The organism is Paenibacillus sp. ACRSA, from assembly GCF_022346845.1.
GTDB lineage: Bacteria > Bacillota > Bacilli > Paenibacillales > Paenibacillaceae > Paenibacillus.
This window is the reverse complement of sequence record NZ_JAKRNP010000005.1, coordinates 407,894-434,210: the sequence shown is the minus strand read 5'-3', so window position 1 is coordinate 434,210 and position 26,317 is coordinate 407,894. Positions and strand designations below refer to the sequence as shown.

The window sequence follows — 26,317 nt, the reverse complement described above, 5'->3', positions numbered from 1 at the left end:
AATGATTGTTGTTTCCATCAATATTGGCTATACTTTTATCAATATCGTACACATTTGTGTGAAGAAGGGATTCTCAATGACAGACTTAGACTTAGAGGTGTTCTCTGATTTATCAAAACGGTTGGATTATAATCTTCCTGAGTTACCGCTTTATGTCCGCAAGGGAAGCCTTCATCAATTTAATAATCATGCAGCAGTTGCACATTGGCACGTGGATCTGGAGTTTATATATGTATTAAAAGGAACGATGGATTTCTCTGTGAATGGAAGTATCACTCGATTGCATCAAGGGGATGGACTTTTTGTGAATAGCCAACGCTTGCACTATGGTTACGCCATTGCGGATCATGACGATTGTTCGTTCCTCGTGGTCGTTATTCATCCCTCTATCCTTGGTGAGAAAGCTTCATATATCCAAACGTACTGGGAGGAGAAGTTCAGTTCCAAGATGGCTGATTTTGTTGTGCTCACGAATCAGGAGGACTGGCAACAAGATGTATTACTGTCCATTCAGGAACTCTATCGGGAAATGCACACGGAGCAACGACACCCCAATCCACTTCGTTTGGTAGCCCAAGCGTTATCGTTGTGTGCTACAATTGGCGATCAGTTAAAGCCCGTTTCCGGTCAACCTGGCGTACTAACGCATGTTCAGGAAATGACTCATTTCATTCACCAGAACTATGATCAGAAGATAACGCTTGAAGAGATCGCATCCGCTGGAGCTGTTTGCAGAAGCCGTTGTTGCCAGTTGTTTAACAAATATGTGGGTCAATCGCCGAGCAACTATGTCACCCAATATCGAGTTCAGAAAAGCTGCGAAATGTTAAAAGAAACACGGAGATCCATAAGTGAAATTGCACTTGCTTGTGGTTTTCAAAGCTCTAGTTATTTCTCATCCATTTTCCGTAAACAGATGGGCGTAGTTCCACAGCATTATCGCAAACAAGTGACGATCAACGACTCCAAGTAACATTTCTTATCCAATAAAAATAGGGCAATCATAAGATTGCCCTGACATTTTGAACATGCAATACCTGTGGGTAGACCAGTCTTATTGCAAATCCAGTATTTTTTGAACCGTTAGAAGAACGCCATTCTCTTCATTGGATTTCGTAATAAAGCTCGCTGCTTTTTTTGTATTATCACAAGCATTACTTACTGCAAAACTATATTTGGCGATGGCCATAAGTTCCACATCATTCTCACCGTCACCAAATGACATCGTTTCGTCGTACGTGACACCCAACATTTCTTGCAGTTTCTTAACGGTCTCTCCTTTGTGGGTGTGCAATGCCGTAATATCCAGCCATTTAGACTCCGAGTCAACAATGTAAATTTGTCCACTCAACGTATCCTCCACATGCGCTCTTAATGCTGTACTGCGACCTTCTGTATCAAAGACCGTAATTTTGATAAAACGACTCTCAATTGTTTCAAAGGAATCTGTTTTAATTACACGCTCATAGGAGCCTTTAACCACTTTGTACATATCTTCTGAAATGGAAGAATGAACGTAAGCAGCATCGCTTGCACATACGATAAGAGTCATCGTTTTGTCGAAGTCCTGAATTCGATTAATCGCCTTCAACGCAAGATCCTTGTCCATGCTGAACTCTTTAATAACTTCACCATCTTTTTTAATTCGAGCAGCGCTGTCACCCAGGATCCAAACCCCTTTGCCATGCTCATCAAACAATTTCTCTACACGTTCACATTGTTTCCCGGTACATGCGACGAAAGTAACTCCTTTTTGCTGCATTTCTGCATACACTTTTTTGAAGAGCTCGACATCGTACGAACCTTTATTGTTCAGAAACGTTCCATCTAAATCAGTAACTACCAGTTTAATCATCGTTATGACCTCCATGTTTTAAGTATGTCCTTTTTGTCCTATTTGATTGAGATGATCTTCTTTATTTAGACACTTTATAATGGATATTTAATAAGTGTCCAAAAAAAGGTTTATCATGTGTTGACTTCAACTATGAATGTGATCTCTCGCTACAAAGCAAGATTAAGATATGTAACTGGTTTCATGTCAACATTTTTTTTTGAATTCATGATACTAGAAGCTCTTTAAATTAATAATGATACAAATAGAAGCTGCCGTAACATGAACATAATCGCCGCAACTCTATCCTGTGAATGGTTACGGCGATGGCTTCAGAAGCTCTATGATATTGTAAGCTATTTACTATTGATAAGACCCCTCTTCGACCTTTTTTCCTAAATTCATGGAAAACTGAACACCAATCATTAACATCACAATGACCAGCATGGTTATAATGGAAGCGTTAAATTGACCTGTTAGATCGAACATCCATCCGGTAAAAAGTGGTCCGAAAGCACCCAGAATATAACCTCCCATCTGTGACATAGCCGACCAGGTTCCCGCTTCCTCTGCAGTACGTGTTTCCATGATGGGCAGCATCAGCGCTAGAGGAAATAATCCGCCAGCACCGATTCCTAAGAAAAGCACGGCTGGGAGCATGGGAGCCGATAATAGAAGTAATACCAGACCGATAAGCTCTGATACACTGCACAAGACGAGTAGTAGTTTAGGATTACCTGTGTGATTCACGATCCCTGGAACCAACAAAGCAATCGGAACCTGAATCAGGGTGAACACGGTCAGCAGCATTGCGGCGTATTGCGAACTGTACCCAAAACTTAGAGCAATGGGCGAAATCCAGGCCGTTAAGGCATAGAACATACTAGCCATGAAGCCAAAGAACAAGGTGAATTGAATTGCTTTTTTGTTACCAAGCGGTAGTCTGAGACGCCGAGTCTTGTTGCCAGAATGTTGTTTTTGCCTTATTAGTGCAATCCATATGATTAGAGCGACAATCCCTAAGGCAGCCCAGCATGACATAGCCAATGGCAGGTTATTCTCACTTTGAGCATAGATTGGAATGGTTAAGCCCGAAGCAAGTGCTGCGCCAATTGTCATTGATACCGAGTAAATACTAACAACACCAGGACTCGTTGGAAAATATTTTTTGATAAAACTAGATAATAAAGGTCCGGCGAAGCTGATCCCGATCCCTCCTGCCAAAGCAGTACCAAGGAGTATTGTGACAGATTCGTTAATACCACGCATGATCGTAGCCACGGTGATGAGCATTAACGCAATACATAGTGTCCGCTCCAAACCAAAGCGTTGGCTTAGTGTTGTGGCAACTGGGGCAAACAGTCCCATACATAGGACGGGCAGTGTAGTCAGTAGGCTAGCCGTTAAAGCACTTATGCCTAGCTCGGATTGAATAACACCCATCATAGAGGCAACCGATGTAATGATAGGACGTAGATTCAAAGCCGCTATAAACAGAGCGAATAAATAGAATGCTTTTTTCATATGACTCTTCCTTTCCATTCGTGTTGAAGTCACTATGAGTATAAGCGGGCAACATCCATTGATCAATCCAATAATTCGTATTATTATGATAGTAAAATACTATGAAAAGCAGAAAGGAAACATCTATGGATACTCGGAACATTACGTATTTTATAGCTGTCTTTGAGCATCTTCATTTCACGAGAGCCGCAGAGTTACTCGGAATTTCACAGCCTACGCTTAGCCAGCAGATTCGCTTGCTTGAGGCAGAGGTAGGTATGCCGCTCTTTGATCGAATTGGCAAAAAAGTAGTGGCAACCGAGGCTGGAAGGCTACTTCATCAATATGGTATGAAGATGCTCCAGGCTGAAATGGATGCAAAGAATGCGATTAAAGAGTTGCGATCCGAGAATCGTGGAACCATTCGGCTGGCTGTATTACCTTCCGATCTTGACTTCCAACTCGTCCCGTTGTTCGTTGATTTCAAGAACCGTTATCCTGAAACTAGCCTGCAAGCATTCTCAACGATCTTCGTCCGAGAGGAAGTCCTAGCACATAAAGTAGACCTTGGAATTGGTCTGAGTGGTTCTTTAGACAAACGTCTGGTTCAAATTCCACTAGGAAGCGAGCCTTACGAATTGTTTGTTCATTCAGCGAGTGAACTGGCGAAGCGGCAGGCAATTACGCTCGAAGAACTGACTCAGCATGCTCTGGTAATGTACCCGAAGGGGTATCTGGGCAGAGATTTGGTGGATAACGTTTGTCGGGAGCAAGGCTTTGAGCTAAATACTGTCATGGAGGTAGGATCCGCTTCCTCTTTATTACAATTGGTGGAGGCTGGCATCGGTGCGACCATTCAACCAAAAGAGTTACTAAAACAACATCCGGAATGGTCACATATCGTATCAATCCCTATAGCTGACCCTGCTCCCATTCGTCATCTGGAGTTAACCTATTATGCTGATCGGTTCATCAGCAAGGTACAGCAGCAGTTAACAGAATCGCTTATTGAATTCTTTAAATCCAGAGGGGTTAGAGATGACTTGGAATTGCGAGGTTAAATAAGCATAAAATAATTGCTCTTACCGTCGTGAATTCTATAGTTGGAGTGCTTCACCTGAACAACTTCAACTGGCTAAACCAAAACAAAAAAGCCGCCAAATAGCGACTTCGATAGGGTTATATTCTTAACCCTCAATATCTGGGATTATTACATTATCATATCAGCTCACTCTAGAACTATTGAACTCGACATAATACCTTGTAAAAATTCATCAAGATGCTCTGCCACTTTGGTGACTTCTTCAAATTCAGGTTCTTCTCCACGCACGATTGTACCTAGTTCGTTGGATAAATCAATTGCATAGAAGGAATAGCCCCCATGAACGGAGATAACGATCGGTAGATAATGATCCCACCATGTCTTAATCTCAGATGTCCATTGGTCATCTCCGTCTGCTGCCTCCAAGCTGAGTAATTCGAATTCGTTCCATTGAAACGCTGTATCTGTGCTATGATTATATTCATTTTCACACAGAAACCATGTCTGCTCACTAGGTGAGACACATTGTTTAACAACACGTAAAAAATCTAAATATTCATTAGGAATATGGTTGTATCTTGTACTCACATTAGCATCCAAATTTAAATCATGACTCGACTCGGAGCGAATTGTCCAACCATTGGTTTCAGCCCAAAGTATAAATTCATGGAATGTACTTCTCACAGTGCACCTTCTTCCCCCTAATAGACTCGCTTTAACTCTTGGAATTGGTTCACATTTATACGGTTGTCATTGTTGGTCAATTTTAATCTTCGTCTTCACTTAGATACACATATTCACCGTCTATAAGCATTTGTAAATACGCATCAAAACTGTTCGCAATTACAGCATATTCATCTGGGTCATGCAAAAAGCGAATGATTTGACCCTTAACCCCTAGATTAGAAGGGTTAAAATCAATATAAAGTCTTGATGTCCCCCCATTGTTCATACAATCTGAGAAATGAATATATTTACCTGGAAGCAGCCCCTCTGAATTTATTTTAGGGTCAACGGCCTCCTCTTCCTCTTCATATTCCAATAGATAGGACACATCTTCCTCTTGTTTCGAACTTTTGAGCATTTCCTCGGTGGAAAGTAAATAATATGGATATCGACCTTCTTCAACATCAGAGCCTAGAATGCAGACCGTAATTTCTTTATCTCCGTACTTCCTCCAATATGTACCATCTATATTTTCTAGCAAACGGATTAACGATTCTGGACAATCAGGATACTGTGCCCTCAATGTATCAATATCCTCTTGTGCAGCACCATGTGCTGTGTTTAGATCATCAAGTTCTTCTGCTGATAACCTTGCTCTTAAGCCAGTTAAAAATTGGTTTACCAAATCCATGGTATTGCCCTCCCAATTAAATATAATAGAAATTTCGCTTAAATAGACAGATAAAATGAAGTCAAACCATTGTTTTGTTAAAATAAATAATTCTGTTCTTCCATTCCATCGTTTATATCAAGTCCAGTTTACCATCTTTACCCAGTAATGCTCCAGTTATGTTGGCAACTTGATTGCAACTTAACTAAACTTAGTTAACATTACAAGACTTCAACGAGCACATGCTTAAATCCTGGGACAGCACAAAAAAACAGCCGATAAACCCTATCGGCTGTCCGTAAAAGTTATGAAGTATGTCAATCTACTTAAGTATGATTAGTGAATCGTCGGAACTATTCCACCATCCATACGAATCGGTGAACCTTTAAATGGTGTTGCAAATGGACTGCAAACAAATGTCGTAAGTCTGCCGATCTCGCTTGGTCTGATGAAGCGTTGTAACTCCGATTGCGGAAGATTCGCGGCCATAAAAGTTTTCTCTTTCTCTTCAAAGGTCATATTCTCATCCTGTATGACGCTCTCAATGATCTGTTGTACATTCTCTGAAAGTGTTGGTCCAGGCATAATCGTATTGACCGTGACTTCCGTGCCTACTGTTAATTTGGATAAACTCTTGGATAAAGAAAGCAACATGGATTTCGTTACAGCATATTGCGGCATATGTCCAGGCATCACCGCTTCTTCACTTGCAATAAAGATAATTCGGCCAAAACTATTGTTTAGCATGGTAGGCAAATAAAATCGGGTTAGCGCGTCTGCAGATAGTACGTTGGTCTGAATGTATTTTTCCCATACGGCATCATCTATATCATAATAAGATATCAGCTCATAAATTCCGGTGTTATTTATCAGAATATCAACTTGTGGAAACTTCTCAAATAATGCTTGACGCTCTGCAGAATTAACAATATCGGCTGTTGCATTTTGAGGAAATGTATCAGGATAAGTAGACTTAATTTCATTTACAACACGTTCTACCTCTTCGTAATTTCGTCCATTGATCAGTACGTTTACACCTTCTTTAGCCAATTCGATTGCAATGGCTTTACCGATTCCTTTCGTCGAACCTGTTACCAATGCCGTTTTATTATTCAATCCCATGTCCATGATCGTATTCTCCCTTGTCTGTTCTAGTTGTTTGGTTCTCGATGATTGATGATTAATGAGTGTGTCCGCCTGAAAATGAAGGATGATCTCCTGAGTTTGCATCCCCCTCCGCATGTTCAATGCGCCAATTAGCGGGCGTATCGCCTTCCCAGGTGCGGAATGCACGGTAAAATGAATTTTGATCTTCATATCCGATTAGGAATGCCACTTCCTTGATATCAAGTGATAAATCTGATAAGTATACCCGTGCCTGTTCATGCCTTGCTTCCGTGAGCAGATGATTGAAATTGGTGCTCTCATCGGTTAATCGACGCTGCAAAGTCCGATTGCTCATACCAAGTTCCTTGGCGACCATGTGTACATCAGGACGTCCGGCGCTGAAGCTACGCTTCATAATCCATTTGACCGTCTCCGAGAAGGAACGATTCCCTAGATGTTCATGTAACGTGCGATCCAGTGCAGGGGTCAGAATTTCAAGTAACTCTTCATTATAAGTAAGAAAAGGAAGATCCAGATCTTTCCGATGTAATGTCAAACGATTGCGATTGGCATCCGTTCGAACCTGGCATCCAAAGTAATCTTCAAGAGCCTGATTGTCTCCCATCGGCTGTGAAAACTCTACAGCTCTAGCCGTCAGATGCCGGCCTGTTCCTCGTCGTCCCAATTCGAGAAGGAATGCTAGCGTAATGCCCACCAGAAGCGGTGGACACGCTTGATCGGTAACCAACCATTGCAGATCTATGGTGCATTCTTCGCTATCTTCAATCATCTCTAAACTTTCTGGAGGACACAGCTGTTTATATCGAGCCATCCGTTGTAATGCATCACGATAATCCCGTGCGTGAAATGTGGCTAATATAGGGGGTGGATATTTCGTTACCTCATAAATGGTTGCAAGTTGGATCATGCCATGAGCAATATCACCTGCGAGATCTGAATATGCCTGCCAGATTGCATAATATTGAGTGATATTCACCACTGAATCGGAAATAATCGTAAGAGGTAAACCGGCCTTGCGTGCTACATCATGTGGGTTAATGCCGATCTGACGTAGTCCTTCCCAGAATCCCGATGGCATCTTAATGCGTTCAAAGGAATCGCTTGTCATTCATGTGCACCTCCTTCTGCTGACTTACAAATTTAATGATACGCCTAAGGTTCTAATATGTAACTAGCATAACATGACAACCTACTAACACATTGCGCCATGCTCAATCTCATCGTTAATTGGAGCATATCATGTGCCAATACGTTTAATTGCGAAGAAGTAATTGTTCTGAGTTTTGGACATTTTCAGTTCATTAAGCGTATACAAACGCCAAGGGTTACACAAAAGGCTATCCTCATGGATAGCCTTTTCTCCAGACCCAAATATCGATATGCTGACATAATTATTCTGCAATTCTGCTCCGAAACTTAGTCAATTGTTTTATCCAAACGGAAAGCTCTTCCCTCTTGATGAATATGAAGTGCCACAACTTGACCATCATCATTCCGTTCAAAATCAACGCTTGTATTCAGCCCCTCTGTTGAAAATTTCGTCTCCGATTTGGGAGACAGTCGGATTGGGGACTGTTCTTGTATTCGTAATGCCAAGTCATTACCTTCTAGGTTGATGGAAGCATGTAGTCCGGGTGTTGCTTTATAATCGCCTACGTACTCCTTAAGTATATTCGACGATACATCCACATTTATTTGGTCAGGAGAATATCCGAGCCATTCATATTCGCGCGCAATAGCGTGCTCGATTTCTCCAAGCAATGCATTACCTTCATTTGAATTAATCATAATGACGGCACCATAACCATGATGTTTGGATAAAACAAATCGGGATACGAAACCTTCATTCCAGCCGTTATGACCAAAACGACTTCCTTCCCCTTCACCTTCTAAGAAAAAGCCTAGCCCCATATGATTCTCAATCTGGGCAGTTAACATTTCATTAAGTGTATCCGCAGAAAGAATTCTACTCGAATGATGTTTCAATGTTGATTGCAATTCGATGCCTATACGAGCAAGATCTGAGGGTACCGTCCAGAGACCTGCTGCCGCCATCTCTGGATAGACGTACCACTTGTCAGACAAGGGTTTACCTTTCCAAGGATGTCCCGTCGCGGTAGACTCATGCCTGTGGGAAGGCAATGGCTGTTCATATGTACTATTCATAAGGCCCAACGGGCTGAATATCAACTCGCTCATAATTTCATCCAAGGGTTGGTTCAACGTATCTTCAACAAGTTGTTGTACGATAGTCGTCCCCCCTCCGGAATATCGGAATTGCAATCCTGGAATCATATTAACCTCCACAGATGAGGTATTTGCTGGAGGCTGTCCATTCAGAATCTGTACTAGTGTGGGAAGTTCATTGGTTCTTTCATAACCGGGAAATCCTTGAATCGTAACGCCCGCACTATGGCTCAATAATTGCCGCAGTGTGACTTTTGGCTGCCAGCTGGAAACAGAGGGTATTTTCCAAGATGTCAGATACTCGTTCACGTCCCGATCCAGATCCAATTTCCCTTCCTGTACTAATCGCATAACAGCTAAAGCAAAAATCGGCTTGCTGACCGACGCCGCTTGGAAGAGTGTAGTCTCGTTGACAGCCTCAGGTTTCCCAGCCTCGCATAATCCGAATCCCCGAGCCCATTCCAGTTTGAAATCATGGATAACTGCAATAGATACCCCTGGTGTGTTGTAATACCTCATTCGTTCTTTAAGCGTTGCTTCTTGACCGTATTTATTTTGAAGATGAGTTTCGGGTTGTAAACGCTTAATAATAGCTTCGATTCGTTCTTCAATTGCCATGGACATCGACCTCTTCCCACTTTATCTGTTTTGGATATAATTCCACGAGCTGGCCAGATTCCCCTTTCATCTCAACAATAAACTGAACAAGTACAGGGTAACTATTTCATTACTGTAGACGTTTATAACTTAGTAGAGTATACATAAGGAGGATTGGTCATGACAAAATTATGGATTGTAGTTCTTCTAATGGGTTGTATGTTGACTAGTTATTCCGTTTCTTCTGACTCTCAAGTTATATCTACTTCTACTAGTGAGCCTGTTCAACAAGAAGAATCCAATCTAGTCGGCTACACCAGTAAAGAAGAAATTGCAGCTGCTCTTGATGCAGCGAAGATCGTCAATTTTCATTACATAGATGAGAGCCACTATGAGGGGGATGAGCTGCAAATTGTGCAGACCTTGAATCGAAATATGAAAGGTATACTGGAGTTTGATGCTGGAGCAGTACGTTCAGCCTATGTCCAAGAACACGCGGTTCACGAGGGAGAATTCAGTCAAGTGTACGGTGCAATTATTTCGATGGATGAGCCGTGGTTTAATGTGCTTCAAGATGGAAACATCGAAGTATTTGTTAAACAAAAAAATGTGTATTTCAATGAGTCTCCCTTACAAACAGATGAAACTACTAAGTTATACTTTATGCAAAAAGAAGATTCAGAATGGCGTATTCTCTCTATTACGAATTAACACTCCATGCATATAAAAAGTCGTGAGTCTTAATGACCTCACGACTTACTAGTGATCCGAATACCTGATTACAACCACGGTGTAACATGAATTTACTTACCATCGTATGTATTTCTAAACGAGCTTATAACATATGATCTTCTTTCTTTAATTTCCTAATTTGACTCAGCTCTCTCCTGATTTCTAGTAACCGTCTATGCGGCATACTTGGTTCTACTGATTCGGCTTCTACATTTTTGTGTCGGATATCCAAATCATTTAATTGTTCTAGAGATGTTTTCTTGTTTGGAACTGGACTAACCTTACCTGTTGTAGCCTTGATCGATTTGGATCTCTTCGATTTCATAATCTGTTCAAATACGCTGTCTTCTTGGACCATTGTACATTCATCCCTTAGTCTGTAATGCTTCTATTGTAATCAATCCATGACACTTTGCACACTACTAATTTGGCTTCCAACCACCGTTTCCCATCCTTTCTTATTTTATCCGACATTTATTTATAATTGGAATCTCAGATTTATATTCCTTTACACTCATATCGCTAACAAATCAAAGAAGGCGTGGCTCGTCAGACCAACACCTTCTAACTACATTGAAATTAATTCACTATAGATTATCAATGAAAAGGTATCAATGGAAAGAGATAAATCAAACTTGATAGCGTCTTATAATTCTTCATATTCAAACCAATCGAAATCGACATATGAAGGATTCTGATAATCGTCGACCTGATTCAATCCTTTTATAGAATTAGGATCTGCTTGCTTACTTCCGTACAGACCAATATAGGTGCCAGTGAAGCCACCAGCACGATCGGTACTAAGCAATCGACCATCTGCTTTTTTGAACAACACGTCCCACGAAGCATACTCATTGGCACGATAGTAAAAGCTGTACTCCTGTTCATGCCCAACAACTTTCAATTGAATATGACGATCGCTCCACGAATGAGTAATCAGAAGTTTGTCTACCCCAGCCTCCCGCTCCACAACGCGAATAACGGATTTCCCTTGCTCCAATGCCAGCTCCATACGGAAGTGGTTATTCTGATTGTGAAATAAGGTCAGACCAGCGGTTTCACCTTCATGCTGGGGAATGAACTCCATATGTGTAGATGCACTGAACATCAGGTGCTGCTGCCGCCGACCAACAAAGGCAGGATTGCTCTGTTCCGTCAGCTGCTCCTTTTTCAATCGCAAGCGCAAATGCCCAGGTCGTTCTGTCACGCTCCAAAATTCTCCGCGCGGCGTTCTCAGAAAATTCCATATCGGAGATAGAGAATTCTCTTCGAAATCGTCCCGAATCGGCGCACTTGGCCACCGCACTTCAGGCAGGTTAGGTGATCTCGTTTCCAGCTCCAACCTGCCCACCCCTGGACTAACAACAGGCCACTCCTGTTCCCACTGTACGGGTGCCATGAAAGTTTCCCGACCCAGGTTTCGGTAGTATCCTCCGGCTATTCTGGATGCTAGACATAGTAACCACCATTCACCTTGTTGTGTTTCAATCAGTTCCGCATGACCTACATTAACAATCGGATACGCTCTTCCCAGATGTCGGTGTGTCAAAATCGGGTTGGCGCGGTGCCCCTCGTAAGGACCTGTGATGTCTCGGCTACGCGCGATGGTCACGGCATGCGTATGTCCAGTTCCTCCCTCCGCAATCAACAAGTAATACCAATCATCCTTCTTATAGATATGCGGCCCTTCCTGAGCATGAGCCACCTTAAGCGCACCCTGCCATATACTTACTTTCTCACCAATTAGCTTACCCTGCTCCAGATCGATCTCTTGAAGCCAGATATCCATATGTTTGGGGTATTCCTGACCTTCAGGTGGAATCCGGTTTCCCGTATAGTATGCTCTGCCGTCTTCGTCGAAAAATAGCGATGGATCAATACCAGGAGCATCTTCAAGCCAGATGGGATCAGACCAATCGCCTGACGGATCAGTAGTGGTTACATAGAAGTTATGCTCCTTCTTTTCGTTATCAACAAATGTAGTAATCATATAGAATGTGCCGTTATGATACCGAATTGTTGGAGCCCAAATGCCCCGAGAAGGCATAATCCCATCCAAATTAAGCTGTGAAGCACGATCAAGAACATGGCCTAGCTGCTGCCAATGAACCAGATCTTTACTGTGGAATAACGGTACGCCGGGAAAGTATTCGAAACTGGATGTAACGAGATAATAGTCTTCTCCTACACGAATGGCCGATGGATCTGGATGAAATCCTGGCAACACGGGATTGCGAAATGTTTTCACGCCAAGTTCTCCTTCATTTAAGTGTTATGGATTATCAATCAGCGTTCTCTTGCACAAATGAAAATTCTGCGGCTGGATTCCAATCATCTGCTCCGGCAAAGAGCTGGGCAGGCAGATATTTCTCTGCTTCTTCCGTCGTCAACTGAGTCGTCCAGTTAAAACGTGCTTTGGGATTCGCTCCAGGCCCGTAACTGGCATATTCAGCGAAACGTGCTGTACGTTCATTATCCGGGTTACTCCAGTTATTCCATCCGGATGAACTAATGTGATTATCCATATAGCTGTTGATATAGACTACATTGGCATAAGGTCTCCACGGTCTTCCAAGAGGTATAGTTCCAGTAAGACTAGAATCGCCAGTAATGCGGCTATTCAGGAATACATAACCAGTCTTCTCTTCCGCAGTGGATGCTGCTGTAACGTAACCATTGCTTAAGCTATGAATGACGCTGTTCTCAAACAAAGCCGTTGCATTGCCAAAGATAAAGTCGACATCACCTTCAATATAACTGTCCACATAATATTGTCGTCCATCATTCACATAAAGTGTGTCCTGCCACCCCTTCAAGCTAACGTCTCGGAATACCAGACGATCGCCACGAGCGAGCAGAGCAACCGCTTGACCTGCATTGTCGCCAGCATCATTCTGTATTGTCAGATGCTCCGCCGTAAAATCGTTTGTCTGCACCCGGAAGCTATAGCTACCTGATGTACCGAGTGCATTACCGGATGAATCCAATGTGCTGGCAGAATCACCATAGATCAATACAGTGCCCTCCCGGCTCTCTCCAATAATACGTAGATGTTTTTTGCTGGACGGTACGTCCAGCTTCTCTCGGTAAATTCCATCCTTGATTCGTATGATGGTAGGAAGCGTGCTATTGTCTGGCACAGCATGAATAGCTTCCTGAACCTGTTCATATTGTGCATTTCCGTCAGATGACACGGTTAGAACTGGTGCAGGAATTTCAGATATTGGAGCGGAAGACATGCTCTCGCCAACTTCATTTAATGCCGTAATGACATAATAATAAGCAGTGCCATTGATTAACTGTGTATCAGAGAATGATGTATCATTTACATTGGAAGCTACAGTAACGAATGGGCCTTCGGGTGACTCACTACGTTTCACTGCATATTCCTCAGCCCTCTCGGCTTCTTGCCAAGCAAGAGTGATTGTACTTTCACCTGGCTCAGCATGAATCTCTGATGGAGCTTGAGGTCTACCATCATCCGATGCTGGTCGTGTGCCAGCGGCTGCGGAGTCAAGACTTCGGGTACCTTGAGCGAGTGCGCTCACTTTGTAATAATAGGGCTTACCGTTCACGAGTCCTGCATCCATATAGGAAGTTCCTGATTCCTGATCAGCAATGACATCGTAAGTTCCAGTCACAGACGTTGCCCGCTTGATCACATAAGTCGATGCCCCTTCTATAGCTTTCCATGTAATAGAAACAGATTCGGGAAGAGAGTCTACTGTGACTTGGGGAGTAGATAGAGCCATGGTTGGTGTTATAGCAACCGGGGTAGAATCTGCTCCCTCTCCTCCGATACCAGTAGCAGATACGACGTAATAGTAGGTCGTTCCATTATCCAGTCCCCCATCCCGAAACGTAGGAACAGCTGTACGAGACGACACAGTTGTATACGGGCCTTCAGCCTGCAAACTGCGTTTTACAGTGTAGTGGTTAGCTGCTTCAACTTCTTCCCACGTTAAATCTGCTTGTGCATTTCTCGCAACAGCCATCAGATTCTCAGGCATTTCTGGTCGTACAGCATCCTCCGAGGGTGTCACTGTAGACGTATTGGAATTACCGCTCTCGCCCAAAGGACCAACGGCCGTCACGACATATGTGTAGGTCGTTCCATTGGTGACCTCTTCGTCAATGTAGGTTGTCTCCGTTAACTCAGAAGCAATCCATTCATAGTCGTTCGCGGACGAGATACTGCGCTTTACATTGTACGTAGAAGCTCCGTCCGCTTCCTCCCAGTGTAATCTCACCATACCATTGCCTGGTTCGGTACGAAGACCTTTAGGAGAACTAACCGGTTCAACATAGAGTTTGACATTGTCATAGAACAACGTACCTTTACCCGTGCCTGGTGTTCTGGCGAACATTCGTCCTACACCGTCGGCAGTCACATCGGCCTGGAACGGCACATCATCTGCGACGCGCACATCATCAACGTATATATCCGCTTTTTGCGAGGCTACATTGCCAACGATCTTGAAGTTGTACCATTGATTATTGACCGGTGCATCCATTAATTTGTGATCTTTGCCGTCTTTTTTGTATATTAGCGTATATTGATCCTCTGCTACCGGAGCAGAAGGTTTGCGTAGCTCGATGGAGAGTGCGGAGCGACTGCCCGTTCCATTTTGCAATTGCAGAACGGTTGATGTGCCCGGCCAACCTTGAGACATGATATCAGCCTCGAACACAAAACTTCCCCGCTGTGGTGGAAATGATCTTACGAATTGGGCGATCCCAGCACCATTGTCATATAACATGAGTGCTTTAGTAGACGCGTTTCCTGTAGTTCCTGTGGGGATCTGGGTAACAACGACTTTAAGGTCAAGTGTCTGTGGGTCAGGTTGTACAATGTAATTTGCTGGTGTCGTATTGATCTCATTATCCTCAAAGTCATCATCCATGTAATAGATGGTCTCCGGCTCTCCTTCCGCTGCTGCACTAGCCTCATTGGAATAGAAGCTTGTGCCATGATCATTTGTAGCCTTCACTGCGTAATAATAGGTTTTACCTACAGTAAGATTGGGATCTGTGTAGCTGGTGGTCGTAATCCCCTCATGCTGTAGCATGTATGGCCCTCCAGGTATCTCTGCTCTATACATTGAATAAGAGTCTGCACTCTGCACTTCATCCCATTGTAAGTTAATGGACTTGAGATCTGGCTCAGCTACAAGTTCAATAGGTGCTGTTGGGAAATCAGCAGGCAACTCCTGAACAGATGCATTGGAGAAAAGAGATGTATTTAGCTTATCAACTTCATCATCCGGTTTGGAAGCATCGGCTGCCAATCCAATGTAGACCGTTTCGTCTGCTTGGAATGATTGTGAATCGATAACAAACCAATCGTTACCGTCCTTGGATACAAGTGAAGTCACTTGATCCCCAAGTCGCACAAGCTTAACCCAATACGGGAGTGTGACCATGCTGCCTTTTTCCTGATGAACAACTTCATTGCCCGCTCCATCACGAACGAGGCTAATCGCTTGTTGTCCACCCTTCACATAAGTGACCATGGCCGCAATAAACGGAGATGACGCATCCAGGCTTTTACGAATCATGACACCTGCTTCGGCTCCATCATCGGTAGCTGTCACCTGATCAACTCTAGCTACAATTTCGCCATTCCCTTCTAAGGTTTGATAAGCATAGTGGAAATGATCCTTCTCTCCACTGATATCTCCAGCTGATTTTACCGTAACATCAGTATCGCTAGCTCCCAATTGGGTATGACCCGTAATGCCCGGTTCTCCAATATCGGTGGATGACCAAGGGGTAATACTGTTCTGCTTGTGAACATGTACCGTGACATTGTTGGACTGCGTTGAAGTGCCTGAGTCATCAATCGCTCGGACGGTGAGATAATGCGTGCCATCCTGCACATCTTCCCATGTAAACGTGTAAGGCGCCGTATCATCTTCCCCCAGTTTCACATCATTTTGATAAAATTCCACTTTGGCAATGCTACCATCAACATCAGAGGCAGAAGCGGTGATCTCAACGGAAGACCCTTCAGTCTGAACGGTATGGTTGGCAGGAGATTGAATTGTAACCGTAGGATTCATAGATCCATTGCCAGCTATGCTGTTCAAATATACTTCGAGATAGGTATAACCTGATTCATGTATTTCATTGCGGTCAGCAGGATTATTAGGATCGAGTCCCTTGCTAATCTCCCATTCGTCAGGCATACCGTCGTGATCAGAGTCAACCAGAACTGAAGCAGTCTCCTCGAACTCAAGGTAACCGCCAACTTCCTTTTGTGAATTAATATGTTGTCCGGTGCGGTTTTTCACATCATTTACGATTCGAGCATCGATGGCGTCCCGCCTAGGCAGACTTGCACCTGCTTTTGCAAGAACTTGCTCATAGGCTGTTTCTGCATCATCAATCAATGCGGGATTAGCCATCTGCACAGGAGAGAGTAGTTTGGAATCTGGATTCGCAAGTTCTCCCACGCCTAACCAGTTGTCCGCTGTGACATCGGGATAACTATCCACGACATTGCCACTCACATGTATTCGTGTATCAGGTGCAACATCAAGGAAAATCTGATCCAGGGCGTTTCGATACGTATTCGGTCCGTATTTATAGTAGTTATTCATGAGGTTATAGTTGCCTTCCTCACCACCATAAGCAGAGAAGAACCCCCAATTGTAGACAATATTGTTGTAAGATTCGGTATTAAAACCAGGAGCTCCTGCAAATCTTGGGTTACGGCTCACGTTATGAGCAATGATGTTGTGATGGAAGGAGGTGTTGTTCCCTCCCCAGATACCTGCATATCCATGCCGCCCCTTCTGATGCGTAGTCATCAGCATGCTCTCAGCGATGACAGACCACTGCACAGTTGTATTCTCGTTGGCGTACATACTCAATACTTCGTCAACAGACCAAGTAAACGAGGAGTGGTCGATCATAATGTTTTTGTGATATCGTCCACCAAATACGTCATCTTCACTTGGGTGCTTATCCCCGAGCCGGAAGCGCATATGCCTGACGATAATGTTGTCCGCTTGGAAAGTAGTCCAGTAATCGGATACAGTAATTCCTTCTCCTGGAGCTGTCTGTCCAGCAATCGTGATATTAGAACCGGTAATCGCCAGAGGGGATTCCAGATGAATCGTTCCCCCCACTCTGAATACTACGGTGGTATCGCTCTGACTAACAGCATCTCGAAGTGACCCAGGGCCGGAATCGGCGAGGGTGGTCACTTCATACACTGACCCTCCCCTACCACCTGTCACGTACTTACCGCCGCCTTCAGCACCGGGAAATGCGGGCAATAATGGAGTAGCTTCATCTTCTGCAGCAACCATACCTGGTAGCAAACTGAATAACATCGCAACGACCAATACGAATGATACCATTCTTTTCAACGAATCTTCCTCCTCCGGTTTACATGTATTGGTGAAGATTGTTACCTCACTGAGAACCAAATGCTCATGCAATAAACCTTTCTGTGATCTGGCATCACCTCCTCAAAATAATGTAAGCGTTATCAGTAAAAAGATGCGAAAACCCGCTGTCATCCGAAACCTGTCCGTACTCTTCCTGCGATCACGTTCTAGGTTTCCGATCCAACGGGTCTCGTCATAGGTCTTTAAACTTTGGCATGCAGCATGTACTCGTATTCGGTACATGCGAGCAAGAAAGCTCCCATGCCTTTTTGATCATTCGTTATAATCGGTTCACTTATATAATACGCGTAACTTCCGTCACGCCTTGCATCTCCACCGAGCCCTGCAACCTGGCAGTTTTTGTAGAGATTCACCCAACCCTGATTGGTTTCCAATACGAATTCAGAGATTAATCCTGCATAAGCATGATTCAATATCAGTTCCCATTCCCGTGGTAACCATCCTAGCCGAATCCCTTTTGCCATGGCGTAGACGATCATGCTGGATGCTGAAGCTTCCAGATAATTACCTTTGCGATCTCCCTCATTCACTACCTGATACCATACCCCGCTAGCTGTATCCTGATAAGCGCGCAGCGCAGTCATCGTATCTGTGAAGATATCAACCAACTTGCGATAATCGGGATGATGGCTTGGTAATAACTCCAGAACATCCACTAAAGCCATAACAAACCAGCCGATAGATCTGCCCCAAAAGTTAGGTGATTGTCCTGTTACCGGATGGCTCCAAGGCTGAGCGCGTTGTTCATCCCAAGCATGATATAGCAATCCTGTAGCATCGTCTCGGGTATGATGGGCACACAGTATAAATTGTTTGGTCACATCGTTCAACAAGTCCTCTTCGGGCTCCCAACGAAGCAAGTATTCCAGATAGAACGGCGATCCCATATAGAGACCGTCCAACCAGATCTGATAGGGATATACTTGCTTGTGCCAGAAAGCTCCCTCAGACGTGCGCGGGTGAGTCGCAAGTTGTTCACGTAACAGACCTGCCGCAAGCTTATACTTTATTTTCCCTGTCCTGTCATACAGGCCGAACATCAGCTTGCCGTTATTCAAATGATCAATATTATGTTCTTCCATCCGGTATCCCCGAATCGACCCATCATCTTGAATAAAATAATCCATATTATGCTGGATGTATTGTGCATATTGCTCATCACCAGTCGCTTGCCATAACCGTTCAAATCCTTTTAGCACTACTCCATAATCATAAGACCACTTGCCGTGATGTCCGTTCTCTTCATACAGCTTAGGGGTTCGCTCCATGATGGATGCGGCTGTTTTGGCTGCCCATAGATCTTTAGCAGATTTCGTCTCAAGCATCTGTAGATCTCCTCCTCCGCACGTATTTGCTGTTTATTTATTGTTTAAAACGGTTTGATGAGCTGCCTCGTATTCGGTAATGATTTTGTCTCCACCTGATTTTCTCCAAGTATCAATAGCATTTTGGAAACCGGCACGATCCATCTTGCCCAGGATATACTTGTATGTTGCATCCGTGATGATCTTCTGCAACTCAGAGCCTTGTTCTGAGAACGTTGGTGATTCCAGTGAGTACACTGGGTTCAGCACGGCAAAGGTTGTATTTTCTTCAATTAACCGTGTCGATTCAATACGGAGTGGGTCAGCATCCACAATGGCATACCCGTTCTCGTTAGGGCGGGAGGATGAAAATGGCTGTACCTCTTGCTCCCACAACTTGGTATCAATAATTGTGGCACCATTGTTCTCGTCGAGGCTATAGTGCACATCTTTGATTCCATATGTCATCAAGGTAAATACCTCTTCACTCATCAGATCATCCATAAACTTCAGAACACGTTTCAATTCAGCTTCGTCCTTGACCTCCGATTTAGGAAAAGCAAGTAACCCACCTACGCCATTGGATGTCGACCATATAGCTCGATCACTTTCATTGCCTGTGGATGTAATATCATTGACCATGACAAGCTCCATGTCATCTTGGACTCCTTGGGCAAGATTGAACAGCCCCTTGCTATCAAATAGAGCTCCCACATAGATCCCTGCCTTGCCCTGTGCGAAGCCTTCCTGCTGATCCTTCTTGGCTGTTACTGCAAAATCCTGATTAATGTATCCATTGGTGTACAGCTCTTTCATATAATCCATCGCCTGAATGTAACCTTCGGACTCAAACTCAGGTGTCACTTTGCCATCCTCACTAATCGCCCAACCACTTGGCGTACCAAAGTAAGATCCCAGGGTCTTAAACGCACCAAATACCAAATCACTGCGATCAATGAAACCGGTTGTATCTTTCACGCCATTGCCATCAGGATCTTGTTCTGTAAATGCTTTTGCTACTTCCATGAGTTCTGTCGTTGTTTTGGGTACAGGCAATCCAACCTTGTCGAGCCAGTCTTTACGTAAAATAACACCATTGCGCGCTACCTGCTTCTGCATCGGAATACCATATAACTTTCCTTCAATGGATGCCGAATTACGCATATCCTGAGATATGCCTTTCAGGTTCGGGAATTCGTCGAGATACGGCCCAACCTCCCAGAAGACGCCTGCTTTGAGCGCATTGCGAACTGAAGAATTCTCCAGAATGGTCAAGGATACGATGTCAGCGAGAGAACCGGAAGCAAGGGAAGTATTAAGCCGTTCTTCTTTAGAAGCATCCGGAATCCAAGAAAACTGTATATCCACATCCGTAATCTCCTCGATTTTGTTAAGTACGGTATCCGTAGGTGGTGAAGCGGTATGCATGATATTCAACCAACTAATCGTTGTTTTGCCATCAGCATTGGTTCCTGAATCCCCACTTCCTCCCGTACAGGCAGATAACAGTAAGGCTCCGCTTAACGTAAGCGCTAACAATTTGAAAGTTCTATATCTCATCGTTCAATCCCCTTTTCACCAATTTATCGTCATTCTGGATAGCTACTAGTACACGCCGTCTTCTCCTAATTTTTTGGCGAGACGATTAGCGAACATAACCAGTATCAGACCTACCAGACCTTTGAACAATCCAACCGTTGTACTAAAGCTCAATTGTCCGTTCTTCAAACCTGCCGTGAAGATATACGTATCAAATATCTCACCTACCTCCCGGTTAAGCGAATTCAGTAACAAGTACATATGTTCAAAGCCAAGTTCCAGCGTGTTTCCGATTTTGAGAATCAACAACGTAATAATGACCGGGCGAATGGCGGGTAAAGTTACATGCCACATTTTGCGCAATCTTGACGCACCGTCCATCTCGGCAGCTTCATAGAGCTGGGTATCTACAACGGTAATGGCTGCGAGGTAGATGATCGTTGACCAACCGGCTTCCTTCCATATAATCTGCAAAATGTACATCGGACGAAGCCACTCAGGTGAGGTTAAGAAACTGATCTTGCTACCACCCAATGCAGCTATAATTTCATTGACGACGCCCCCATCCACACTAAGAAACACGTACGTAATGGAGACGATAATCACCCATGACATGAAATGTGGGATGTACACGATCGTTTGGATGGAATTTCGAAATAATCTGTGCCGCACTTCATTCATCATGAGCGCAAGGATAATCGGAATCGGGAAGAAGATCACTAATTCAAGCGCGAACAAGATCAATGTATTGCTAAGTAGCATGGCGAAGGTTGGTTCCGTAAACAGACGGACAAAATGTTTGAATCCCACCCATGGACTATCTCTAATCCCTAGATACGGCTGATAATCCTGAAATGAAATAATAAGTCCACCCATCGGAAAATACTTGAAGATCACAAAGTATATAAAGCCGGGAAGAATCATTAAATAAAGAAGCTTGTTGGATGCAGCGGTTCTCAAATAATGACCTAATCCTGTCTTCCCATATGCTTTGTGTTGCAACGAAACGACTGAGGGCTCAGATTCTCTCACTGCTTGCTGACCTCCTTGTTTGGGATTGTGTAGTTGAATGCTTCCTAAGCATATGAGATGTAAGCGATTCCGTACATAATCATTAGCTATTGTAGTTGAAGGATTCCCCGTCCAGCGCAGCTTGAGGCCAGATTAACAGGTGTAGATCGTAGTTCATGATTATTTTTGGTACTATGGATTATCATGGAATTTCAATGCTTTTGCATCACTACAACGTTCCATTTCAAGTCAGTAGGTCAGGATTATGTACGTAATATGCTTCGCTTGTTATGGTAAGGGAGCACCACTACTTAACAAGGAGGAACATATCAAAATGTCCAAACACAATGTTAAAAAGGAACAACTCGGTGGCGTCATATTCAATGTAATGAATTATACGTTCTTGCTTCTTTTCTCTCTGGCCTGCCTATTACCTTTCGTAAACGTCGTTGCCAGTTCCTTCGCTTCCACACAGGAGATTGTGCAGAAGAAGTTTATTCTGTTTCCGACCTCCTTCTCACTTGATGCTTATCGTTACATCTTCTCTACACCTACCATCTTTAAAGGACTCGGTGTATCCATCTTCATCACGCTGGCAGGAACCGTTGTCAGTATGACGCTAACGGCGCTTATGGCTTACGGATTATCCAGAAGATATCTCTTGGGACGGAACTTTATCAATTTCTTAGTCGTCTTCTCGATGTTGTTCAGCGGGGGGATGATCCCTACCTTCCTAGTGGTAAAAGCCGTTGGATTAATCGACTCGTACTGGTCCATGATCATCCCTACCGCGATCAATGCATTCAATCTGATCATCATGCGCAATTTCTTCCAAGCGCTACCGGATAGTCTAGAGGAATCAGCCAAAATTGATGGTGCCAACGACTTTCGCATTTTGCTTCAGATTATGATTCCACTGGCTTTACCATCCATCGCTACTTTATCCCTGTTCTATGGTGTATCCTATTGGAACACGTATATGAATGCGATCCTGTACCTCAACGAGTCCACGATGTGGCCGCTGCAAGTATTGCTCCGCCAGATCGTCATTGTCTCCAGTGGCATGGATGGCAACAGCTCGGTAGTAGACATCGTCCCTCCATCTCAGACCATTAAGATGAGTGTTATCGTTGTAGCTACTGTACCGATGCTGCTCGCGTATCCTTTCGTACAGAAGCACTTTACCAAAGGGGCTTTACTTGGTTCAGTGAAAGGTTGAGCTGAGGCACATATTGAAAATAACAAACCCCTCGGGATCAACCTGAGGGGATTTACACTTATATGGAATGGAGTAAGAAATGGCTTCGAGAACCAAACGTGATGAAGGATTATTGCATAACGATGAGATAAGCGAACCTGCTCAGCTATCCATCCGCAACCTTCGATATGCACCAGGGGTGAGGTTCTCTTTTTTCCGAAAAGTACGTATAAAGTTTTGGGAATTCTGATATCCCAGTCGTTCGGCTATATCTTTGATGGGCATGTTCGTGTCCACCAACCATTTCCTTGCTACATCTAGTCTGATATTCATTAAGTACTCGCTAAAGGTCATATTGTATTCTTTACGGAAAATGCTACTTAGATAGTTCGGCGTATAATGCAATCGTTCACTTATGGATTCCAATGACAAGTCCTGATCGTATTCCGTGCGTACAATAGACGCCATACGATCTGCAAGTGTGCGAAATTGTTGGCTCGCTCTTTCCTGCATACTATCTACCATAGGATAGATGACCTCGTGAACAAGAATGTGTTCAACTTCTTCCGGATTCAACGTGTGCAGCAGTCGATGATACAATGTGCCGTTACTCTGTGTAAGCAACACGTGCGTACCAATGAGTTGCTCCAACTGAATCAAATTGTTCACAAAGCGAATCAATGTGATTTCCAGATTCATTGGATTAAGGCTATGCTTCATCATATCCGCTAACAGCGGGTATAACGTGCGCGTCACCTCATCTCTGTCTCCAAGACGGATGGCATCGAACAACCTGCTCTCCAGTTCAGTAGGGTAATGGAGCAAGGTAGGCCCGCTGCCAACCCGTAAGATATCCTCATAGAAAATAACCGACTCTTTACCCAGCTTAAGGCGCTGGTACAATGCTTCAAGACTCATATCACAAGCTTCTCGTGTATTCATAAGGTCTTCATACAGACCACTAAAGCCTACGCTGACTGATGCAGACCAATACTCTCGTGACAATTGGATAACCCTTTTGGCATAGTGCATCATCACTTCTCGATTGTCGGAAGAACTGGAAGTAAAGGATAATATCGTTGCTTGTGTCCGTTCATTCAACACGACGGGTAACATCCGTTGTGAAGGGGGAATGATCTCCTGCACTAACTGATTAACGGCCAACAGCAGTGTATCTTTATCAGCCAGCGGTCCTTTCCCGGGACGGTCAATCTGAATCAACATGGTCGCATATTTCTCGTTGTGCATCTTCGTATACGCGAATCGTTCGAGATAGCTATGGATCTCTTCCCTGGTTAACCTATTCTGTAGTACATTTAGAACGAATTGAGTTTCAAGTTTAGGTTTTTCAAGATGGATAAGCTGTTCAAGATGTTGTTTCTCTGAAACAATAGAATGGATCGACTGAATGATCCAACCAACCTCATCCCTGACCGTTCTCTCAGCACGTCCGCCAAGACTATGCTGAATTTGAAGAACGGGTTTGGCAAGACGTAAAGCTATAATGTATGCAAGAATGATCATCAGAGCCATAATGACGGCACCCATTACAATTAAACCCATACGGGTCGATGATAGAGCTTGGCTAACTTCTTTTTGATTCGGAATGGTGATATAAGTCCATCCATTATAAGTAGAGCGGGCATACAAGCCCATGATTGAATCACCCGATGCAGCAGGAATTGTAATCTTTCCCGAAGGAGGCTCATTAACGATTTGTTTGCTGATTAAGCTCATTTGCTCAGCGGATATAGAGCTTTGTTCGGTTAAAGCTGCATAGAGCAATTCACCCTGTTTGTTCAGAATGTAGATCGGAGCATCGGATTGCGTCTGTAGGGATTGATTTAGTGTTCGCAAAGAGATGTCTGACATTGCGATGGCTTCTTTGTCCTTCGAATACATCGGTAAAGCATGCAGCAATCGAAGACCTTCCTTTGTTTTCGTCCAATAGAGGTTATTGCCTTCAGGGTCAGCGAATAAGGCTTGCATCTGTTGTTTCTCTTCATCTGTAATTCGTGATAACGAACCGTTAGACAGGCTCCAATTCTGCTTCAGACTTACAAGCGAATACTGTACGCCATCAAGCCCCATCGTCGCTATATAACCTAACTGGGAATTGAGTTCTCGGTAAGCTTCATAATCTTGGCCGCTTAATGGACTGTTAATGACCTTACGAAACGATGGCGTCGCACTGTACGTGGCAAATGCATATTCAATGGTTTGAATTTTTTGTTCCAGTGTATTTCTCACCTGCAAAATTAAGCTTTGGTGTCCTTCGCTTACACGTGCTATTACAGATTTTGTAGTTGAAACATAGATATAACTTCCAAAACCTACAACGAGCCCGATGCTAAGGAGTAGGATCGAGACAAAGATATTCGTAAACGTTTTACTCTTTCGCATGTCCGGCTCCTCCATTTGATTGAATTGATCCATCAGATCTAATTCCATTTCTCATGAAATCCTTCACAGCAACGATGTAATCGCTTGCATTTTACCGTACTATAAAAATTTCGAGCCGTTGTAGATCTCGTCACACTAGAAGTTTATCATGGCATTGAACAAGAATATAGACATAAAGAATTTAAAACTAGCCAAAAATTGCACTGGAGGTTAAGATAGATGTTGCCTTTTTATGAGATTCGTAAGGATGAATTATCGGTTATTCGGAACTTGAAGGAGATTTCTTTCCCTCCACATATGCATGGTTATCTTGAAATTCTATATGTCATTTCGGGGTCTCAACGGATTGAAGTGAATGATCAAACGTATGATTTGCAAGAAGGTGATGCAGCAATGATATTCCCTGAAATGGTTCACCGTTACCAAACAACTGGACTTTCCTCTACGAGCGAGGTGTTGATTATTGTCCATCCCAAGCTCTTAGGTGGTCTGTTTCCTGATCTGACTCGCTTCCATCCTAAGAATCCCATTATCTCTAACCCAAATGTTCATGAAGATGTTGTTATCGCTTTTGAGAAAGTGAAGCGGGATGATGATTATGCTATTAAGCTTGGTTGGACTCACATCATCATCGCGCATCTATTACGCGAAATTGAATTTGAACAAGTACAGCAACTTCCCGTGCAGGATTTATCTAAGAAGCTGATGGAATATTTAGCAACACATTTCACTGAGCCCATCACCTTAGACACTCTTGCCTCCGAGTTTAACGTCAGTAAATATTATATTTCTCGCATCTTCTCCAAGCGATTCAAGATGAATCTGCGAAACTATCTATCAATGCTTCGGGTAGAGTATGCTTCCATGTTAATTCGTACAACAGATGCGTCTCTGACAACCGTATGGATAAATGCAGGATTCGATAGCCAGCGTACGTTTAATCGGGTGTTCCAGGCTATTTACGGCATGACACCGCGAGATTTTAAGAACAATGTGAGTAATTATCTAAAATGAATGAACAACAACCAGAGTACCATTGATTACAATGGCTCTCTGGCTTTTAAGGTGGAAATAATCAATGATTA

The 26,317-nt window shown here is 43.6% G+C and carries 19 protein-coding genes; 5 read left to right on the top strand and 14 right to left on the bottom strand.

Annotated features, from left to right (window positions below; genetic code table 11):
* Positions 1-76 precede the first annotated feature (76 nt).
* Positions 77-973: an AraC family transcriptional regulator gene (locus MH215_RS17595; RefSeq protein WP_239291900.1), complete on the top strand. Its 897-nt coding sequence runs from the start codon at positions 77-79 to the stop codon at positions 971-973.
* An 81-nt stretch (positions 974-1,054) separates the two neighbouring features.
* On the opposite strand, the gene MH215_RS17590 is transcribed toward MH215_RS17595, so the two are convergent.
* Positions 1,055-1,855 carry an HAD family hydrolase gene (locus MH215_RS17590; RefSeq protein WP_239291899.1) on the bottom strand — a complete coding sequence of 267 codons (801 nt, stop codon included), beginning with the start codon at positions 1,853-1,855 and terminating at the stop codon, positions 1,055-1,057.
* Between the two features lie 342 nt (positions 1,856-2,197).
* Positions 2,198-3,358, bottom strand: a complete 1,161-nt coding sequence (locus MH215_RS17585; protein WP_239291894.1) for an MFS transporter — start codon at positions 3,356-3,358, stop codon at positions 2,198-2,200.
* Between the two features lie 125 nt (positions 3,359-3,483).
* On the opposite strand from MH215_RS17585, the gene MH215_RS17580 reads away from it, so the two are divergent.
* Positions 3,484-4,398 (top strand): LysR family transcriptional regulator, encoded by a 915-nt coding sequence (locus tag MH215_RS17580; protein ID WP_239291888.1) that lies wholly within the window; start codon positions 3,484-3,486, stop codon positions 4,396-4,398.
* 167 nt (positions 4,399-4,565) lie between these two features.
* Here the strand turns inward: MH215_RS17580 and MH215_RS17575 are convergent, their stop codons facing one another.
* The 5 genes from MH215_RS17575 to MH215_RS17555 all read right to left on the bottom strand — a co-directional run bounded on the left by MH215_RS17575 (position 4,566) and on the right by MH215_RS17555 (position 9,648).
* On the bottom strand, positions 4,566-5,063 hold the full coding sequence (locus MH215_RS17575; RefSeq protein ID WP_239291886.1) for an SMI1/KNR4 family protein: 498 nt from the start codon (positions 5,061-5,063) through the stop codon (positions 4,566-4,568).
* Positions 5,064-5,145: 82 nt separating this feature from the next.
* The gene (locus MH215_RS17570; RefSeq protein ID WP_239291884.1) at positions 5,146-5,736 is read right to left on the bottom strand and encodes an SMI1/KNR4 family protein; all 591 of its coding nucleotides are present in this window, start codon (positions 5,734-5,736) and stop codon (positions 5,146-5,148) included.
* Positions 5,737-6,051: 315 nt separating this feature from the next.
* Positions 6,052-6,843 (bottom strand): SDR family NAD(P)-dependent oxidoreductase, encoded by a 792-nt coding sequence (locus MH215_RS17565; RefSeq protein ID WP_239291882.1) that lies wholly within the window; start codon positions 6,841-6,843, stop codon positions 6,052-6,054.
* Between the two features lie 52 nt (positions 6,844-6,895).
* The gene (locus tag MH215_RS17560; protein WP_239291875.1) at positions 6,896-7,951 is read right to left on the bottom strand and encodes an AraC family transcriptional regulator; all 1,056 of its coding nucleotides are present in this window, start codon (positions 7,949-7,951) and stop codon (positions 6,896-6,898) included.
* Between the two features lie 308 nt (positions 7,952-8,259).
* Positions 8,260-9,648, bottom strand: coding sequence for a beta-lactamase family protein (locus MH215_RS17555; protein WP_239291872.1), 1,389 nt, complete (start codon positions 9,646-9,648; stop codon positions 8,260-8,262).
* 159 nt (positions 9,649-9,807) lie between these two features.
* Between MH215_RS17555 and MH215_RS17550 the strand changes: the two genes are divergently transcribed.
* A complete protein-coding gene (locus MH215_RS17550) occupies positions 9,808-10,338 on the top strand; it encodes a hypothetical protein (protein WP_239291871.1) in 531 nt (176 codons plus the stop codon).
* Between the two features lie 124 nt (positions 10,339-10,462).
* Here MH215_RS17550 and MH215_RS17545 read toward each other — a convergent pair whose 3' ends face one another.
* The 6 genes from MH215_RS17545 to MH215_RS17520 form a co-directional block, all read right to left on the bottom strand.
* Positions 10,463-10,717 carry a hypothetical protein gene (locus tag MH215_RS17545; protein WP_239291870.1) on the bottom strand — a complete coding sequence of 85 codons (255 nt, stop codon included), beginning with the start codon at positions 10,715-10,717 and terminating at the stop codon, positions 10,463-10,465.
* Between the two features lie 288 nt (positions 10,718-11,005).
* Positions 11,006-12,607: a glycoside hydrolase family 43 protein gene (locus MH215_RS17540; RefSeq protein ID WP_239291869.1), complete on the bottom strand. Its 1,602-nt coding sequence runs from the start codon at positions 12,605-12,607 to the stop codon at positions 11,006-11,008.
* Between the two features lie 34 nt (positions 12,608-12,641).
* Positions 12,642-17,726 (bottom strand): pectinesterase family protein, encoded by a 5,085-nt coding sequence (locus MH215_RS17535; RefSeq protein ID WP_239292061.1) that lies wholly within the window; start codon positions 17,724-17,726, stop codon positions 12,642-12,644.
* Positions 17,727-17,959: 233 nt separating this feature from the next.
* Entirely contained in the window at positions 17,960-19,102 is a 1,143-nt protein-coding gene (locus tag MH215_RS17530) for a glycoside hydrolase family 88/105 protein (RefSeq protein ID WP_239291867.1), read from the bottom strand.
* Positions 19,103-19,135: 33 nt separating this feature from the next.
* Positions 19,136-20,641: an extracellular solute-binding protein gene (locus MH215_RS17525; protein WP_239291865.1), complete on the bottom strand. Its 1,506-nt coding sequence runs from the start codon at positions 20,639-20,641 to the stop codon at positions 19,136-19,138.
* A gap of 45 nt (positions 20,642-20,686) precedes the next feature.
* A complete protein-coding gene (locus MH215_RS17520; protein WP_239292051.1) occupies positions 20,687-21,544 on the bottom strand; it encodes an ABC transporter permease in 858 nt (285 codons plus the stop codon).
* Positions 21,545-21,965: 421 nt separating this feature from the next.
* On the opposite strand from MH215_RS17520, the gene MH215_RS17515 reads away from it, so the two are divergent.
* Positions 21,966-22,850 (top strand): carbohydrate ABC transporter permease, encoded by an 885-nt coding sequence (locus MH215_RS17515; protein ID WP_275446193.1) that lies wholly within the window; start codon positions 21,966-21,968, stop codon positions 22,848-22,850.
* Positions 22,851-22,991: 141 nt separating this feature from the next.
* On the opposite strand, the gene MH215_RS17510 is transcribed toward MH215_RS17515, so the two are convergent.
* Complete coding sequence (locus MH215_RS17510; protein WP_239291863.1) at positions 22,992-25,232, bottom strand: AraC family transcriptional regulator; 2,241 nt, start codon at positions 25,230-25,232, stop codon at positions 22,992-22,994.
* A gap of 219 nt (positions 25,233-25,451) precedes the next feature.
* On the opposite strand from MH215_RS17510, the gene MH215_RS17505 reads away from it, so the two are divergent.
* Entirely contained in the window at positions 25,452-26,246 is a 795-nt protein-coding gene (locus tag MH215_RS17505; protein ID WP_239291859.1) for a helix-turn-helix transcriptional regulator, read from the top strand.
* Positions 26,247-26,317 lie beyond the last annotated feature (71 nt).

What these genes read in the sequence shown, in the direction of transcription:
- MH215_RS17595 (WP_239291900.1), top strand. Translation starts at nt 77, where the DNA reads ATGACAGACTTAGACTTAGAGGTGTTCTCTGATTTATCAAAACGGTTG.
- MH215_RS17590 (WP_239291899.1), bottom strand. Translation starts at nt 1,855, where the DNA reads ATGATTAAACTGGTAGTTACTGATTTAGATGGAACGTTTCTGAACAAT.
- MH215_RS17585 (WP_239291894.1), bottom strand. Translation starts at nt 3,358, where the DNA reads ATGAAAAAAGCATTCTATTTATTCGCTCTGTTTATAGCGGCTTTGAAT.
- MH215_RS17580 (WP_239291888.1), top strand. Translation starts at nt 3,484, where the DNA reads ATGGATACTCGGAACATTACGTATTTTATAGCTGTCTTTGAGCATCTT.
- MH215_RS17570 (WP_239291884.1), bottom strand. Translation starts at nt 5,736, where the DNA reads ATGGATTTGGTAAACCAATTTTTAACTGGCTTAAGAGCAAGGTTATCA.
- MH215_RS17565 (WP_239291882.1), bottom strand. Translation starts at nt 6,843, where the DNA reads ATGGACATGGGATTGAATAATAAAACGGCATTGGTAACAGGTTCGACG.
- MH215_RS17560 (WP_239291875.1), bottom strand. Translation starts at nt 7,951, where the DNA reads ATGACAAGCGATTCCTTTGAACGCATTAAGATGCCATCGGGATTCTGG.
- MH215_RS17555 (WP_239291872.1), bottom strand. Translation starts at nt 9,648, where the DNA reads ATGGCAATTGAAGAACGAATCGAAGCTATTATTAAGCGTTTACAACCC.
- MH215_RS17550 (WP_239291871.1), top strand. Translation starts at nt 9,808, where the DNA reads ATGACAAAATTATGGATTGTAGTTCTTCTAATGGGTTGTATGTTGACT.
- MH215_RS17545 (WP_239291870.1), bottom strand. Translation starts at nt 10,717, where the DNA reads ATGGTCCAAGAAGACAGCGTATTTGAACAGATTATGAAATCGAAGAGA.
- MH215_RS17535 (WP_239292061.1), bottom strand. Translation starts at nt 17,726, where the DNA reads ATGGTATCATTCGTATTGGTCGTTGCGATGTTATTCAGTTTGCTACCA.
- MH215_RS17530 (WP_239291867.1), bottom strand. Translation starts at nt 19,102, where the DNA reads ATGCTTGAGACGAAATCTGCTAAAGATCTATGGGCAGCCAAAACAGCC.
- MH215_RS17525 (WP_239291865.1), bottom strand. Translation starts at nt 20,641, where the DNA reads ATGAGATATAGAACTTTCAAATTGTTAGCGCTTACGTTAAGCGGAGCC.
- MH215_RS17520 (WP_239292051.1), bottom strand. Translation starts at nt 21,544, where the DNA reads ATGATTCTTCCCGGCTTTATATACTTTGTGATCTTCAAGTATTTTCCG.
- MH215_RS17515 (WP_275446193.1), top strand. Translation starts at nt 21,966, where the DNA reads ATGTCCAAACACAATGTTAAAAAGGAACAACTCGGTGGCGTCATATTC.
- MH215_RS17510 (WP_239291863.1), bottom strand. Translation starts at nt 25,232, where the DNA reads ATGCGAAAGAGTAAAACGTTTACGAATATCTTTGTCTCGATCCTACTC.
- MH215_RS17505 (WP_239291859.1), top strand. Translation starts at nt 25,452, where the DNA reads ATGTTGCCTTTTTATGAGATTCGTAAGGATGAATTATCGGTTATTCGG.